Source organism: Proteus columbae, assembly GCF_002777965.1.
In the GTDB taxonomy this organism is placed as follows: domain Bacteria; phylum Pseudomonadota; class Gammaproteobacteria; order Enterobacterales; family Enterobacteriaceae; genus Proteus; species Proteus columbae.
In genome coordinates this window covers 65,758-81,089 of sequence record NZ_NGVR01000027.1, presented here as the reverse complement: position 1 = coordinate 81,089, position 15,332 = coordinate 65,758, and the positions used below count along the sequence as shown (strand labels likewise).

Below are 15,332 nucleotides of genomic sequence, written 5' to 3'. Positions count from 1 at the left end.
ACAAGGAGCCCTCGAGGGTTTCTGTAATAGCGATCAAGACGATTGGGATCTTCATTTCGCATTGCATTTTCCTCCACTCAAGAAATAGAAATCAGCCCATGACTTTTTCAGTGTCCTCTTATCTACCAAATCGATATTTTTTCGGTAGTTGTGTGATCGATTGTCACTCGGTATGCTTTCTACATAGCGAAATATTCCCTCTTTAGTTAAGGGTAAACAGCGAAATTGCTTTTTAGGTATTAAATGCGCTAATCTACTCATGCTTATTTCTCTTCACATCATTGAAATTGGCAATCGAAGTCAGAGGCCGTATACCTTTGGCTTCACCCTCTCTTAGTCACATCCTGTTTTTCACCGTATAACACTTTCAGTGAATCCAAGAACCCAATTGCATATGCAAAAACTTTTCCTGCTTTTCGATAAATACGCCCTATTTCTTCATCCGTTAAAACACCATCAACAAGGCTTTCTTGAATTAAAACGGCGAGTGATCCTTGCATAGCAGCCAATGTCATTCGCATATCAAATAGCTCTACTTGATCTATCTTTTCCGCTTCTATTTTTGGTAATGCACTCATGCCATGGCGATCTAGATGATATTCCACCAGCAACTTAGTGCCTGAAATGTCTTCCATGGCTTCTTGTTCATCAATATCAAAGAAACGACAGCCATTTTTTTCGTATAACTTGTTATTAAACGTCTCGAGTGACATACCTAAAGCCCCAGCCATAGCAGAACGTCCCCGCGGCAGTGCTTTGCACATTTCTTTAATAACTTCTTTAATTGAATGTTTGCTCATATCTACCTGCTCTATCTTTTATTGGTAGTTAATTGCCTTATGCTGTTTTGGTATTTTTTCTATAAAGTTCAGGGTTATATTTAAGTTTTCCCTTGGTGATTTTTTCTATTTCATACGCCCTTACTTTAGGAATGATATATCCCCAACCACACACCGAAGGATGTTTAATACCGAGGGCTTTTGCTGTTTTACACGTACCACCAAAAAACGTGATTACATCTTTTTTCTTCATTTGTAATCCTTTGGTAAGTGAATAATTCACACGCATATAATGTAGGATATCTTACATTTAAATGTCAAGATTCTTACATTTGGAATGTGGTAGGCTTTCCTACATGAAAGAAATGAGCGAACGAATTAAACAAAGACGCCTTGAGCTGAAAATGACACAGCAGGCTCTAGCTAAAAAAGCTGGAGTCAATCGTGTGACTGTTACTGGTTGGGAAAAAGGTGACTATCAACCCAATGGCACTAATCTTCAAGCATTAGCGAGTGCTCTTGAAACAAGCCCTATTTGGCTTGTTGATGGAAAAGAAGATCCTATTTCTAATGTTTCGTTTTTAAAATTTAATAGATCTAGTGGTGAATACCCTTTAATTAGCTGGGTAAGCGCTGGGAATTGGTCTGAGGCCGTAGAGCCATATCATAGAAAATCAATCGATACATGGTATGAGACAACTGTGCATTGTTCCGAAGAATCATTTTGGCTAGAAGTAAAAGGAGATTCTATGACCTCTCCTTCTGGACTAAGTATTCCTGAAGGGATGATTATATTAGTAGATCCCGCAGTAGAGGTTGTTAGTGGCAAGCTAGTTGTCGCTAAATTAGAATCTGAAAATGAAGTTACATTTAAGCAGTATATTGTAGACGCGGGCAACCATTACTTAAAACCATTAAACCCTCAATACCGCTTAATACCAATCAATGGAAATTGTAAAATTGTGGGTGTTGTTGTGGATGCCAAAATAGCTCATTTACCATAATTTCCTATCTCATTGATAAAAGGATCCTCTTCGGAGGATTTTTTATTACCATCATATACCAATGTAAGATTTCCTACAAAAACACTTGACACACCAATGTTGGTTATCCTACATTTTAAATATGTGGTGTAGGATGAGTTACATTATGATTAATATCTAATTCAATTATGTGTGTGAAAACACCTTAATAAAAATTTTCATGTGAAGAGAAATAGTTTCTGTCTGTTGGGAAACAGTAGAAACCGCCACAACTTGAGGTAAGCAATAATCAAGTTCAATAATTGAAACATAAAAAATAAGTCTTTATTTGANTGAAGAGAAATAGTTTCTGTCTGTTGGGAAACAGTAGAAACCGCCACAACTTGAGGTAAGCAATAATCAAGTTCAATAATTGAAACATAAAAAATAAGTCTTTATTTGAATTTACCATTAACCAACATCAGGGAAATTTAATCTCGATTAATTCGAGAGGGATCTTTATTACTTAAATTATGTGGAGAGAATAATGTCTTATATTGCAACTGCAACGAATAAGCACTTCTATTACCTCGATGTACGGATCGAGGATATAGATATTCAAGACATCGCGATAGGTTTAGCTAATGAATGTCGCTTTAATGGACAAATTGATAATTTCTATTCTGTTGCTCAACACTCAGTATATGTCAGCTATTTAGTTGCTCCTGAATATGCTTTAGAAGCCTTACTTCATGATGCCAGTGAGGCCTATGTCAAAGATCTGCCATCGCCGCTTAAAAAGCTATTACCTGAATATAAGGAAATAGAAAAAAGAATTGATGCTGTTATTCGTCAAAAATATAACTTGCCACCCGTTATGTCGGACGCTGTGCATTTAGCCGACTTAATGATGTTAGCAACTGAAAAACGAGATTTAGATATTGATGTGGGTAGCAATTGGCTAATGCTTGAAGGTATTCCTACAAGTGATTTTATTGTTAATCCATTAACCCCTCTACAAGCCAAAGTTTTATTTTTACGTAGATTTAATGAATTAAGTAAAAGGAGCTAAATAAACAGTTCTAAAAAGTTTAAATAAATACCACCAGCATAATTAACGTCTATTTAAACTGTATACGGCAGTATGGAGAGAAAATATGTCAAGAATGGTGACTCTTGAAGCGTGGGCAAGGTTGGAATTTGGGGATGCCTCTCCTTGCATGACGGTATTACAAAAATACGCAAAGAATAACCTTATTGCACCACCTGCAATGAAAGTTGGCCGCAAGTGGATGGTTGATAGAGAAGCTCGTTATGTGGGCTATCTGTCTCTCCCTCAAATTCCTACTAAATCAACGGAACGACTTAAGAGGATAATTACAGATGGCTGCCCGACCACGAACCCATAAAATTATCATCCCTAATCTATATCGAAAGCTAGATAAACGTAACGGCAAGATTTATTGGCAATATAAACACCCCATCACCGGTAAATTTCATAGCTTAGGTACCGACGAGCAAGAAGCGAGAGAAACCGCCATTCAAGCCAATACAATTATTGCTGAACAACATACTCGACAGTTATTAAGTATTAATGAACGGTTATCAAAAATTAAGACAAACAAGTCTGAAATATCTGTCGATATATGGATGGATAAATATCTAGATATTCAAAAAGAAAGATTAGATATCGGTGAATTAAAAATTAATTCTTATCGACAAAAAATGAAACCTATTAATTTATTCCGTCAGTATTGTGGTACGAAAATATTAAAAGAGATAACCGCATTAGATATCGCTGAAATAATAGATTCCGTCAAAGTATTAGGACATTCAAGAATGGCTCAGGTCGTTCGCATGGTGCTTATTGATGTATTTAAAGAAGCTCAACATGCTGGCTATGTTCCGCCTGGTTACAATCCCGCGAAAGCAACTAAACAACCACGGAACCGAGTGAAAAGAGAACGCATGACATTGGAAGAATGGCGCACTATTTACCAGCAAGCTAAAAATCACCCTCCTTACCTGCAATGTGGCATGTTATTGGCTTTAACCACAGGTCAGCGGATCGGTGATATCTGTAAAATGAAATTCTCTGATATTTGGGATGACATGTTGCATATACAGCAAGAGAAAACAGGCAGTAAGTTGGCCATCCCTCTCTCGCTAAAATGTGAGGCTATCAATCTCTCCTTAAGGGATGTCGTTGCTCAATGTCGTGACGCGGTTGTGAGCAAATATCTCGTGCATTATCGGCATACCACCGCACAAGCGAAACGCGGTGAACAAGTCACACCAAATACATTAACCACAACGTTTAAAAAAGCGCGAGATAAATGTGGGTTAACTTGGGAAAAAGGTACGGCACCTACTTTCCATGAACAACGTTCTTTATCCGAGCGACTTTATCGTGAACAAGGAATTAATACACAAAAATTATTGGGGCATAAAACACAAAATATGACTGATAAATACCACGACGATAGAGGAAAAGAATGGCAAATTATTGCTGTTTAATTGAACAGTTTTGGGGAAGAGTTTTGGGGATATTTTGGGGAAGAATTTTATAGTACAAAAAATAAACGGGAACTAATAAGCTCCCGTTAACTATTTATCAAATCAACAATTACATGTGTTTGATAATCGCGTCACCAAACTCGCTACATTTCAGCAATTTAGCGCCTTCTAACTGACGTTCGAAATCATAAGTTACGGTCTTAGCGGCAATCGCGCCTTCCATACCTTTAATGATTAAGTCAGCGGCTTCTGTCCAACCCATGTGGCGTAGCATTATGTATTTCCACTATCATTAAGCATTTGTTTATTAAGGTATATTCACTCTTAATATACTTAAAAGACAATGATTGTGCATTTTTATAACTAATTGATTACCATAATACTTTTATTGGTTTTGATAACCAAAAATTTAGATATATAAACGGGTTTTGATGAATAATTCAAATAAAATATATTACTCAAACAAATAAGCTCAACAAATTTTTTAATAATGCAAAAGTTTCATAAGAGGCTATAAAACATCACATATTAGACATGTGATACATAGTTAAATATTTATTAAAGAAGTCAATGTTGTTTAATAAAATATTACATAATGTGATTTTGTATTATTGTTTAATTTTTTATTTTTCTATAATGCAAAACTATACTTTATCTTTACTATCTAAAAATTTAATACACGCAAATATTGAACACATATAGAGCAAAGTAAGGTGACGTATATGCCACGTATAAAACTGAATTTTAATAAAAAGAAGAGCAAAAACAAAAGATATAAATCGTAATGCGTTACAAGTACAAATTATAAAAAAATTAGTGACTGATTCGGTTCGTTGAGCTAACGTGTGACTATTAATTCGTCGGCGCCACTATCTATCAGTCTATCCGCGACATAAAATAAATAATGGAAAAGAAAAAGGCTGATACTAAACTAAAAATATATAAAATGATAGAATCATCCCTGTTTTTTTTGTTGTTTTAATCAGAAATAACTATAAAATATAACCTTTTGGCATCTAATGAATAAAAAGGTTAATGATGAATAATCATAGATACTTATGGGTTGACTCCCTTAAGTTTTTAGGTATTTTTGCTATATACATAGGTCATTTTGGTCAAGGCGCGGGTCAATTCTACTCATTTGTATTTAACTACCACGTTCCTTTGTTCTTTTTTGCAGCTGGTTTCTTTGCTTCATATAAAAAAGATAGTAACATCATGATTTTTTTCATATCTAAATTCAAACGACTGATGCTACCATATTTTGCATTTGCTTTTATTGTTATGTTTATTAATGCGATTATTTCTCACGATAAAACGATAACATTGTTTCAAGCATGTATATACATATTAAAAGGAATAAGGAATGACCCTTATGTAGGAAGTATTTGGTTTTTTAACTGTCTATTTGTTACATTTATAATAGATTACATATTTTACAAGATAATTAAAAATAAATATTTTGTTTTATTGTTATCTATAGTTTCATTATATATAACACAATATATTCTAAAAAATAATCCATATATATCACCAAGTTGGTTTTGGAATATTGATTCAGCATTAGCATACTGGTGGTTGTTAGCTTTTGGCAGATGCTTATTTAATCAAATTTCACACGGCATTTTATTTAAAAGAACACTGTTTGGCTACTCACTCTTTTTAATTACATTTATTTTATCATTATACCAACTGTTAGATTCGAGACCATTATTCATTACTATACTAGATGAATTTTCAATTCCATATGATGGAAATAAAGTTTTTTCCATACTAAATATAATGATAACAACTTTATCTCTAGTTATATTTAACACATACATTGCGAAATATATTTGTAAGTTTAACATCATTAACCATATGGGTAAGAATACACTAAACATTTGTGGTTTAGAGTATATAACAAAGGTGTTTTTATCTTCAGCCATATCTATTACTGGCTTATCATTAACAGTTGATACACCGGTTAGTGCTGTTATATATACAGCATTATGTGTTTATGTTGCTAATAAAATCGGTTACTGGTTAAATAATAATTTCCATGGTGTATTTTCTGTGAAGTGAATAATAGCGCGATCTTTTTCGCGCTATTTCCAATCAATTATAATTATTAGTACATACAAAATACAACTATAACCTTTTGGAAAACACTATTTCTGGTGTCTTATTGGTGTCCTGATTTTCTTCTTTTTGTCTGCGCTCTTCTTCCGCTTCCTGCACTTCTTCCATTTCACGCATTCTCACGTTATAGATTGATTGCTCTGGCATCTGTACACGAACAGAAATAAAACGACCATCAGGGATATCAATTGGGTCGCCGTCTTTGTACCCGTCAATATCATTACGGGCGAATTTAGGTGCATTAGGGTGAGTTCGGTGATACGTTTTAACGAGAATAGAGCCGTCTTTGTTAACTTTAGAGTTAACCCAAATGAGCGGTTGCTTATTGACATCAAGTGGAATTTCAATACCGCCGTCGACTCCGCCCCAACCTGCGTCTGAATTAAAACCTAATACTCCCTCGATAAGATATTCACCTTGAGCTACTCGAGTAACCGTAGCACCCTCAGATTCGTCGTTAGTGGTAAATGTGCCGTCAGGATTGATGTTAATAATTGGGGAGGCTTTTTTGATGAAACCTTGTGGATCTGTTGTGGTGTTACCAGTTCCCCATAAAACATTCCAAACTAATGATTCGCCATGTTTCGATGCAATAGTTGGAATACCTTTATCCCCACTATAGAAAATTTTAGTTGAATTTGTATCATTATATTTTAAATTTATTAATACTCCATATGTACCAAACCAATTGTCATTTTGCCCTCCCCCTTGATGATATGTACCAGTTGGCGTTAGTGGGTTATTCAAACCTGAATTATCTATATGTATGGTATTCCCCCCTACTCCATAGTCGCCGATTTGCATAAAGGTGCCACTAGAAGTCGGGAGTCTATGGATTCCCCAGCTAGAGTTTGGATATAATGATGTTATTCGTGGTCCATCCGCATCGCACTCTAAATTAATGCTAGAACCATCCTTTACCCCACCCAATCTACCTTGAAGTGATTGAATTAATCCATCGACAGCTGTGTAACCTAATATTTTCCCACCTTTTTTATCAAATTTATTACTAATATCCTCCTGCATCTTTTTAATGCTATCGAGCGTGACAACTTCACCATTTGGCATTTCAATTTTTGTCTGCCCTGTTTCACTCATCCATGTATTCATTGCATCAAGGAAATATTGTGTGTATGCATTTATTGCAACCATCGTTCTTGCTGCATCACTATTATTATCGGGCTCAGTAATATGAATTGAGAATGTTGTGTTAGTTGCTGTTACTAATGCGGGTTGTGCTAATACTAATTCTGTGTCGGAATTAACGGATTTAATCATATACGGAATATTAGTATTTCCCGATTTAATTAAAATCGTCATTCCGATATTAATGGCTGGATTATTATTTTTAAATTTAGTGCCAGTGCCTTTGACAATAGCAGACCCTGACACTGCATTAATAGTGCCTGTTGTGTATATCATAAATAGATTTTCCTAGAGGTGAAAATGAGGGTTAATTAAATATTGAAGTAGTCGCTAAGTTCGATGCCATATAAATCGTAATTCGTTTTATAGCCATTACTCCCGCTGGGTCCATATGGTCCACCATATTCGCCACCCAAATAATAAATATCTCTCATGCCGACTTTGTTATTACTCATAAAATAATAACCAGTGCGGTAATAATCCATATAGCCCCGATTAACGACCCAATTAACAAAGTGAGAATCTGGCAATATCATTGGCTTTTTCAATTGCTCAAATGTTCCACCATTATTTCGGTCAAACCACGTTGATTGCCCTAAATGGAGAGGTTTATATTTAGAGGTATAAGTAATTTCTTTTTTTTCATTATAAATAACGACACCTGATTTAGGTGCTTGTAACCTTAGATTTGTATTGAAGATTACAACATACACTTTGCATGTTTCAGAGACTGTTAATCCTCTCATTTTGTTATAACAAAAAGTTACACCATCTTTTTCTGGTCTGGCAAATAACATCGGGTTATTTTCATTTAGGAAAAATTCTTTTGGTGGGAACCAGCCATTTTCTTTACCGACAGTGACACTAACAAGCTCAGCGTAAACACAATAACCTCGTAATTCAGAATTAAGGTTATAAATATTATTCATTCCACGTAGTTGTATTCCATAATCATATTTGGGTCGTTCTTTTAAATAACCGTAAATATCCATTCTGAAATATGGATCATCAGAAGACCAGAAATCTTCTTCCGGGTCTGTCCATATCCAATCTGAACCGTTATCACCATAATATAAAAAATTATCGCCTTCGATTTTATAGCTGGTGATATTACAACTCCCCCAATCATAAGCGCCTTGCGTTTTGAAGGTTCTCGACATTATTCGTGGAATAAAAATAATATTGTATTTATTAATATCCTGAATATTGTGAGGCGTACTTTTCCACCCCTCTCTTAAAGAATAAGGCATATCTATTCTGGATAAAAATCCAATGGGTTGATTTTTTTCAGAATCTAATAAGAAAGAGGATCCGTTATCAGGTTTTATATACATTCCATACATTGATTAAACCCCTGTTATTTCCCCTATTTCAACACGCAACACGCCTTTATCATCATAAACGGCAATACGATTATTAGTGATAACGATGCGCTGACCTGTTTTATTGGTGCCAATATCCAAATTACCGCGAAATGTGGCATTATTCATTTCCATATTATTGTTTTTCCCATCAATCAAAAAACCACTCTTACCAGGCACATAATCACCTGATTTAATGTATTCAGTGACAACAACAGAATTCAGCCATGCCTCGTTAATAAAGGCCTCACGCATAAACAATTGCCCGTTCTTGGCATACATGAATAATTCCATCTTGCCATTTGCAGGGTTATACCAAGCAAAGTTATTCGCGTTATAACCAAAGAATGATTCGAGCTTCCCATTCTTAACTTGAGCGCTAATGACCTGTCCTGCTGCATTGTATTTCACGTTGTTATGAACAATCGTGATATTAATTGAGTGCGTGACAACACCGTCGCCAGACTGCTCAAACGTAGCTTGCATCTTCTCCTGAATCAAACCCTCCTGTTCATCAAACTTAGCCTGAACTTGGGTTTTGTTTTCAGCAAAAGCTTTGTTTGTGTTAGAGATGGCGGTAGAGTTTGAAATGATATCAGCCTGAGCCTTATCCATTTCTGTGCGAATTTCAGTAAATCGCTGACCAAAAGCCTCATCAAGATTGGTAATTGACGTTTGAGTCTCTTTAATTGCAGACGTGTTATCACCAACAGCGGAATAGATTTCTTTAACTTCCTGTGCCCATGCTTCGTTATCCGTTGCACGGACTTGCCATAGCTCTTTGATCCCAGCCTGTGATTGACCGTGTTTCACTAACAAACTGCGTGATAGTTGAGAGTCAGCATTACTAAGAATAATTGCTGTCTCAGCATTCCAATCCAAGCGTTCACTGAGTTGCTGACCAGCTTCAGATGACATGAAGTGTCCATCAAGCTCTGGTAATATCGTACCTACATCAAACTCCGACTCCCCACGAATAAACTCAGTCCACTCAGATTGATTACCTGTTTTATCCACCAGCCTAGCTCTAAAATAAAACACGATACCTGCGGATAAACCTGCCATTTCATAGGTTTTAGATGGGTAAGGAACATCAGATAACAGCATCAGACCTTCACCATCATTGGTTTTGCTGTACTGAATTTCAGTTTTTAATGTATCACTGGTGTTTTCACCAAATCCCCAGTCTAGCTTAATGCCAAATACTAAGGGCGACGCTCTAAAATTAACCGGCTTTGGTGGATTTCCTATTTTTCCGGTTAACGTTTTTTCGTCAGAATATCCCCACCCGCTGGAGATCTCAGAAGCATTAATGGCTCGAACACGGACTAAATATCGACCGGCATAAACATTAGGAACCTCAATAGAGTTAATGGAGCTACGAGGCATATTGACCCAATTGCCTTCGTTTCTACGCCACTGCGCTTCATAAGAGATTGCGTTTTCAACTTGTGGCCACTGTGCTCGCATCGTTTCAATGCTAACGCCTTGGCTTACAATGGAGTAAGAGTCGATGACTATATTTTTCGGGGCTTGCTGGTTATTAGGAGGAATAACACTAATGGGCCGTTCATCAATCACCGCACCAGAATCAACGTGTTCATATTTACTAGGATCATGCTGAATGGCGGTAATAGTAAATTGATTAGACTCATTTTCTGTAACACTAACAACGCGATATTGTTGCGCATACAGCTCTTCTGATTCGACAACCCAAACACATTCTGTCTCTGGTGTCTCACTGTACTCCGTTGTAACCGTGATCACTTTCCCTGATACTGTTTGTATCGTTCTTGCTTGCGATTGCCCTGAAGGAAGATTGAGAATTAAGCGATCACCACTCACAGCACTTGCAACGCGATCTAACGTAATATTTCTGCCATCGATGGCACTCACTCGACCGCCAGTGACTTTTCCTGACAATAGTTCATCAGCAACAGCGATAATGTAACCGGGTTGCGGAATGTTCCCATCTAACCCAACAGAAAATGTCACCATTCTGTCTTTATTGTTTGTCAGTATTCCCCAGCGCCCTTTTCTGTTTGCTTCACTTTGTCGAGTACAGCCAATCGCCGTAACTTCTAATTGATTAAACCCAAACCGAGAAACTAAATCAGGTTCAAACACCGGCTCCATTGCATCAGCATATCCATTTTGCGGATCTGAATACGAAACCAATGCCGTGGAATATTTTTCTTTACTGCTACTGCTTGAATAAATAAATTTTCCATCAATCACATTAGCTCGGGTATAGCTATAATCAATGTCACGAGGCATATCTGCTAATGTCACAATCTGACCGCCCCCCCAATAGGTCATTCCTCGAAAGATGGCTGCAAAGTCACGTAACACGTTATACGCTTCATTTCTATCTTGCACATAAACATCACAGACATAACGAGGTTCTGTGCCGTCACCACCTTTTCCATCGGGTACCAATTGATCACAATACTGCGCTATACGGTATAACTCCCATTTATCAATCTGTTGTTGATTTATTCGTTGTCCAAGGCCAAATCTATCAGAGATAACAATATCGTAGAAAACCCATGCGGGATTATTGGTCCATGCCCATTTAAAGGAACCATCCCACACACCCGCATAGGTGCGATCAATAGGATTGTAATTTGAAGGTATTCGGATTATGCGTCCTTTCGGTTTGCACGTTATTTGCGGAATAGAGCCGTTGAATTGTTTAGAGTCGAATTCAATATAAAGTAATGCTGTATGAGGATAGGTGAATTTAGCATCAATGACTTCAGTGTAACTTTGCAAAACAACCGTATCACCAATTTTACTGCTATTAGCATCATTAGAGACTTTTCTAACACGTAGTGACCATGATGTTGTCGATTCAGGTAAATCAATTCGATGAGCTCGCTCATAACCTGAAGTTGTTTTCCCTTTTACTGCACTATCAATAACGGTTTTCCAGCTACCACCGTCGGTTTGTAAATCAATAGCGTATTTAACTTCATTACCCACCAAATCCCCATTATCTTCTTGCTTGAATAATGAAGGCCACTTTAGACGAACTCGAATAGCTGATAATTGTGAATTGGTAAATGTGTGAACCCACGGTGTTTTACTCGAAATCGTTGAACCAACATTGATTTCATTTTCAGCGCTAGGCAATCCTTGAATGTAAGTCTGTGCTTGTGTTCCTGATCTAAAATCCCACGTTACACCACTAAAATTTGCATTTCCTTCAGTGTCTTCTAACGGTGTGCCATCAAGAAAGATATTTTGTGCTGTTAACTCTCCGGCAAATTCTCCCTCACCCAATGCAATGAGTAACTTTGCTTTAGCAATAGATTGTAAATCATCGGGTTGCTCAACAGGCACACGAGGATTACCACCGCCCCCTTTTTGGCCGTGAATTGTTTTTCTCATTAGATTATTCCAAATAGATTTATTGCTGATCTTCTACATAAATACCTGCAGAAATGATGGCACCACCAATAGTTCTTTCGCCATAAAGCACTGGTACAGGGTAACCTTGAGAAACGGTATTAGTAGGAGAGCCAAACGCATACGAAGGTTTGTTTTCACCCTGATCTTGCATTGCAAGACCTTTCGGTTGAGGTGAAAGCATTTGAATAACACCGCCGATAGCTACTGATGCGCCAACAGCAAATAAAAGGTTACTGGCCCATAATGCTGATCCCCAAGGTAGCCATATAGCTGCAGCAACAAGGACGGCACCAAAAATAGTCTGAAAAACACCCCCTCTTTTGCTCCCCATCACAACCGGAACGATACGAATAATTTCTTCTGATATCGGGAAATTAAGATCATCAACACCGATATTCTTTTTCCCTTTAAATACGGCGTATGTTAATCCACGTGATTTACTGGTATTTAAATACTGTTCAAATCCATTTAAGGTACAACAAAGTGCTCTGATTGCTTCTGATGTTGTCGTAATTATGCGCTGATGAGTTTTACCAAATGTTTTTCCTAATATTCCGCTTAACTCTATTGTTACCATTTTTTCTTCTTGCATAAAAACTCCATAAAAAAACCCGCACTTGGCGGGTTATATTTAAGATGTTTAAATAATTAATGATTTACTTTATTTTCAAAATCTTCAGTAAATTTTGATCTTAATGATTCTGGAAAACCGTTTGTTATAGCGTTTATGTCCATCTTATAAAATGCTATTAACTGTGCTCCGTTATATGTAGGTTTTGATTTTTTCATTTCCTCGACGAATTTAGTTACTGCTTCTTCATCAAATTTCAGTCCATCACTTCCTCTAATGACAAAATTAGAAGCAGACCATTTACCTATATCAAAAAATTCATTTTCAATTGATTGATTATTTATTTGTTGATTATTAGTAAGAGATGATTTACCCCCTCTAATTTCTTCAACAATAGCGCCACAGCCGGCAAAAATAGAACCGATTAAAGTTAAAAAACAACCGATGGACATAGAAACTACTGCATTAGGAAATAATCTAACAGAATCATATTCCGTTTTAATATTCATTAATATTATCAATCCGATAATTATACTGATAACACCAATAGCAAATGTAAAAAAACCAAATTTTTTCATTATCACTCCATATCAGTTTTTATAATTAAACGTGATCATGTTAATAACTTGATAATAAGAATGAAAGGCAAATATAGAAATAAATACTTTTTATTTAATTAATGATAAATGACGCAATATAATAATTGTTCTATCTCGCCAATAACCACCATAAGGAACTCGTTGGCTTAATCGCCCATAAAGGTGATGTAATAACATGCCATCATCCAGAATAATACCAGCATGATTTGCAACATTGGATTGAACCTGCATAACAACCATATCGCCTACTTGTGGTTCACCTTCTACTTTCATAAACCCCGCTTCTTGCCAATTATCCATATAGCGATCTTCACCTTGCTCCCACCACGGATAATCAACACGATAATCAGGTAATACAATATTATGTGTCTGCTTAAAATAACTCATTATTAGGCCCCAGCAATCCGTAAAACCAAGCACAAATGGACGGCCAATAAGAGGAAGTTCGCCTCGAGGAAGAATTTCACGAAAATCCCCCTCGGGGTAACTGACAATATACCAAGGGATACCCAGTGCATCACATTGAGCCTGATCTAACTCAGAAGGCTGAGTCGTAGCATCTGGATGACTATGAACAATACCAATAACGACGCCTTGGTCTTCACATAATGCATATTCTTGGGGAGAAATAACGAAGTGCTCTTGAGGTGTTGTAGCTACATTTACACAAGGTAAATACGTCTTTACTCTGGATTTTTGTACGATAACGCCACATGCTTCTTTGGGATATTCCTTTTTTGCATGAGAAAATATCGCCTCTCGTATTTTCTTTTGCATCATTATTATTTCCGTAACAATGAGGTTCCGACAAAGCCACCAAAAGGAAGTGGATTATTTTTACCAAATCGTGGTACACACCCCGTTTTCAATAAACCACTACACTTATCTAGTGATGGATCGTCAACAGGATTACCCTGTTTATCAAAATAACCATTTTGCCCTGCATAATCACACCCATCTCCCGATTTATATTGCCCTCGTAAACACCACGTACACATTGAATGTAGTTGCCGAGTAGGTATCATCACACCTTGTAAATCCATTGGACTCGCCAGTGTAAATTCAACAAACTCATTTGTTTCTGCACTTTTACTATCAATATAAAAGACAGATACTCGCTCTTGGGTGGGATCTGCAGAAGCATTCCCATCACTAAAATTCTCCACATCGAGATAATGAGAAAGTGTATCGTGAATAATCACTTTTGCTTTCAACATATCATCATAATGCAGACATAATGCGGTTATTGAGCTATCTAAATTAGCCACTGATAATTTAGGATTAGCACTAGATCCCGTTGTAGAGGACTCTAACCCTTCTATTTGAACTGGCCATGCCCCATATTCATTCCCTTGCCACCAAATGGACTTAGCCTCTATTTCTCCTTTAGCCTTTTGCATCTCCTCTTCCGTGATGGGAATATTGTATGCATGGAATCTCAGAATATTAGGAACACCAAATTCTGTACCATCAACTTCAAAAAGCCGGACAGTATTGCCCGGCTCTAATTTTTGATAATCGGCTGTGATCATGATTTAAATGCCTGAATAAAAACTAAAGAAAGGGTGTAATTTCCTGCACCGTTCGGAATGAGTTTGTGTTCATCACAACGATACAATCCAAGTGGCTCAAGAGGCGGCTTCCAGAAAAACGACTTTATTCCTGCGTGTTTATCAATAAAGTGACGGATAGCTGAAATGTAATTATCATCACCCACAAACTCCATTGCCCATTTCTGACTACGTGAATTTAAACCATTGCCAGAAACTTGTTCATAACCATCCCCAAACTTGACTTTCCTTGTGTTGTAAGAGACATCTTCAGTCGGGTTTATACGTGGACACCAAGTGAATGTTTCCATT

15 protein-coding genes and 1 pseudogene are annotated in these 15,332 nt (G+C 36.8%); 5 read left to right on the top strand and 11 right to left on the bottom strand.

The genetic code is table 11. The annotated features are described in order from the left end of the window. Positions 1–323 precede the first annotated feature (323 nt). A complete protein-coding gene (locus CBE70_RS14470; protein WP_100159865.1) occupies positions 324–800 on the bottom strand; it encodes a YmfL family putative regulatory protein in 477 nt (158 codons plus the stop codon). A 37-nt stretch (positions 801–837) separates the two neighbouring features. Further along, a complete protein-coding gene (locus CBE70_RS14465; RefSeq protein WP_049217157.1) occupies positions 838–1,032 on the bottom strand; it encodes a Cro/CI family transcriptional regulator in 195 nt (64 codons plus the stop codon). Positions 1,033–1,144: 112 nt separating this feature from the next. Between CBE70_RS14465 and CBE70_RS14460 the strand changes: the two genes are divergently transcribed. The 4 genes from CBE70_RS14460 (at position 1,145) to CBE70_RS14445 (ending at position 4,258) form a co-directional block, all read left to right on the top strand. Further along, positions 1,145–1,783, top strand: a complete 639-nt coding sequence (locus tag CBE70_RS14460; protein WP_408634018.1) for a LexA family protein — start codon at positions 1,145–1,147, stop codon at positions 1,781–1,783. 505 nt (positions 1,784–2,288) lie between these two features. Then, complete coding sequence (locus CBE70_RS14455; protein ID WP_100159863.1) at positions 2,289–2,813, top strand: hypothetical protein; 525 nt, start codon at positions 2,289–2,291, stop codon at positions 2,811–2,813. Positions 2,814–2,898: 85 nt separating this feature from the next. Next, positions 2,899–3,150 carry an excisionase gene (locus CBE70_RS14450; protein ID WP_017628380.1) on the top strand — a complete coding sequence of 84 codons (252 nt, stop codon included), beginning with the start codon at positions 2,899–2,901 and terminating at the stop codon, positions 3,148–3,150. Further along, complete coding sequence (locus CBE70_RS14445) at positions 3,125–4,258, top strand: site-specific integrase (RefSeq protein WP_100159862.1); 1,134 nt, start codon at positions 3,125–3,127, stop codon at positions 4,256–4,258. The genes CBE70_RS14450 and CBE70_RS14445 overlap by 26 nt, the downstream gene beginning before the upstream one ends. A 109-nt stretch (positions 4,259–4,367) precedes the next feature. Here the strand turns inward: CBE70_RS14445 and CBE70_RS14440 are convergent. Then, positions 4,368–4,535, bottom strand: a pseudogene (locus CBE70_RS14440) (isocitrate/isopropylmalate family dehydrogenase); the annotation flags it as partial. Positions 4,536–5,296: 761 nt separating this feature from the next. Here CBE70_RS14440 and CBE70_RS14435 point away from each other — a divergent pair. Further along, positions 5,297–6,322 carry an acyltransferase family protein gene (locus tag CBE70_RS14435; protein ID WP_232797405.1) on the top strand — a complete coding sequence of 342 codons (1,026 nt, stop codon included), beginning with the start codon at positions 5,297–5,299 and terminating at the stop codon, positions 6,320–6,322. A gap of 66 nt (positions 6,323–6,388) precedes the next feature. Here the strand turns inward: CBE70_RS14435 and CBE70_RS14430 are convergent, their stop codons facing one another. From CBE70_RS14430 to CBE70_RS14395, 8 genes are all read right to left on the bottom strand, one after another. Further along, on the bottom strand, positions 6,389–7,801 hold the full coding sequence (locus tag CBE70_RS14430; protein WP_100159860.1) for a phage tail fiber protein: 1,413 nt from the start codon (positions 7,799–7,801) through the stop codon (positions 6,389–6,391). 35 nt (positions 7,802–7,836) lie between these two features. Then, positions 7,837–8,868 (bottom strand): hypothetical protein, encoded by a 1,032-nt coding sequence (locus tag CBE70_RS14425; protein WP_100159859.1) that lies wholly within the window; start codon positions 8,866–8,868, stop codon positions 7,837–7,839. A 3-nt stretch (positions 8,869–8,871) separates the two neighbouring features. Continuing rightward, positions 8,872–12,279: a host specificity protein J gene (locus CBE70_RS14420; RefSeq protein WP_100159858.1), complete on the bottom strand. Its 3,408-nt coding sequence runs from the start codon at positions 12,277–12,279 to the stop codon at positions 8,872–8,874. 19 nt (positions 12,280–12,298) lie between these two features. After that, positions 12,299–12,892: a tail assembly protein gene (locus CBE70_RS14415; protein WP_226905414.1), complete on the bottom strand. Its 594-nt coding sequence runs from the start codon at positions 12,890–12,892 to the stop codon at positions 12,299–12,301. A gap of 56 nt (positions 12,893–12,948) precedes the next feature. Beyond that, a complete protein-coding gene (locus CBE70_RS14410; RefSeq protein WP_088495891.1) occupies positions 12,949–13,449 on the bottom strand; it encodes a hypothetical protein in 501 nt (166 codons plus the stop codon). Between the two features lie 90 nt (positions 13,450–13,539). Next, complete coding sequence (locus CBE70_RS14405; RefSeq protein ID WP_100159869.1) at positions 13,540–14,247, bottom strand: C40 family peptidase; 708 nt, start codon at positions 14,245–14,247, stop codon at positions 13,540–13,542. A gap of 5 nt (positions 14,248–14,252) precedes the next feature. Continuing rightward, positions 14,253–15,002 carry a phage minor tail protein L gene (locus CBE70_RS14400; protein ID WP_100159857.1) on the bottom strand — a complete coding sequence of 250 codons (750 nt, stop codon included), beginning with the start codon at positions 15,000–15,002 and terminating at the stop codon, positions 14,253–14,255. Further along, complete coding sequence (locus CBE70_RS14395) at positions 14,999–15,331, bottom strand: phage tail protein (RefSeq protein WP_069366999.1); 333 nt, start codon at positions 15,329–15,331, stop codon at positions 14,999–15,001. The genes CBE70_RS14400 and CBE70_RS14395 overlap by 4 nt, the downstream gene beginning before the upstream one ends. Position 15,332 lies beyond the last annotated feature (1 nt).

What these genes read in the sequence shown, in the direction of transcription:
- CBE70_RS14405 (WP_100159869.1), bottom strand. Translation starts at nt 14,247, where the DNA reads ATGCAAAAGAAAATACGAGAGGCGATATTTTCTCATGCAAAAAAGGAA.
- CBE70_RS14410 (WP_088495891.1), bottom strand. Translation starts at nt 13,449, where the DNA reads ATGAAAAAATTTGGTTTTTTTACATTTGCTATTGGTGTTATCAGTATA.
- CBE70_RS14455 (WP_100159863.1), top strand. Translation starts at nt 2,289, where the DNA reads ATGTCTTATATTGCAACTGCAACGAATAAGCACTTCTATTACCTCGAT.
- CBE70_RS14395 (WP_069366999.1), bottom strand. Translation starts at nt 15,331, where the DNA reads ATGGAAACATTCACTTGGTGTCCACGTATAAACCCGACTGAAGATGTC.
- CBE70_RS14400 (WP_100159857.1), bottom strand. Translation starts at nt 15,002, where the DNA reads ATGATCACAGCCGATTATCAAAAATTAGAGCCGGGCAATACTGTCCGG.
- CBE70_RS14420 (WP_100159858.1), bottom strand. Translation starts at nt 12,279, where the DNA reads ATGAGAAAAACAATTCACGGCCAAAAAGGGGGCGGTGGTAATCCTCGT.
- CBE70_RS14470 (WP_100159865.1), bottom strand. Translation starts at nt 800, where the DNA reads ATGAGCAAACATTCAATTAAAGAAGTTATTAAAGAAATGTGCAAAGCA.
- CBE70_RS14425 (WP_100159859.1), bottom strand. Translation starts at nt 8,868, where the DNA reads ATGTATGGAATGTATATAAAACCTGATAACGGATCCTCTTTCTTATTA.
- CBE70_RS14435 (WP_232797405.1), top strand. Translation starts at nt 5,297, where the DNA reads ATGAATAATCATAGATACTTATGGGTTGACTCCCTTAAGTTTTTAGGT.
- CBE70_RS14465 (WP_049217157.1), bottom strand. Translation starts at nt 1,032, where the DNA reads ATGAAGAAAAAAGATGTAATCACGTTTTTTGGTGGTACGTGTAAAACA.
- CBE70_RS14415 (WP_226905414.1), bottom strand. Translation starts at nt 12,892, where the DNA reads ATGCAAGAAGAAAAAATGGTAACAATAGAGTTAAGCGGAATATTAGGA.
- CBE70_RS14445 (WP_100159862.1), top strand. Translation starts at nt 3,125, where the DNA reads ATGGCTGCCCGACCACGAACCCATAAAATTATCATCCCTAATCTATAT.
- CBE70_RS14450 (WP_017628380.1), top strand. Translation starts at nt 2,899, where the DNA reads ATGTCAAGAATGGTGACTCTTGAAGCGTGGGCAAGGTTGGAATTTGGG.
- CBE70_RS14460 (WP_408634018.1), top strand. Translation starts at nt 1,145, where the DNA reads ATGAGCGAACGAATTAAACAAAGACGCCTTGAGCTGAAAATGACACAG.
- CBE70_RS14430 (WP_100159860.1), bottom strand. Translation starts at nt 7,801, where the DNA reads ATGATATACACAACAGGCACTATTAATGCAGTGTCAGGGTCTGCTATT.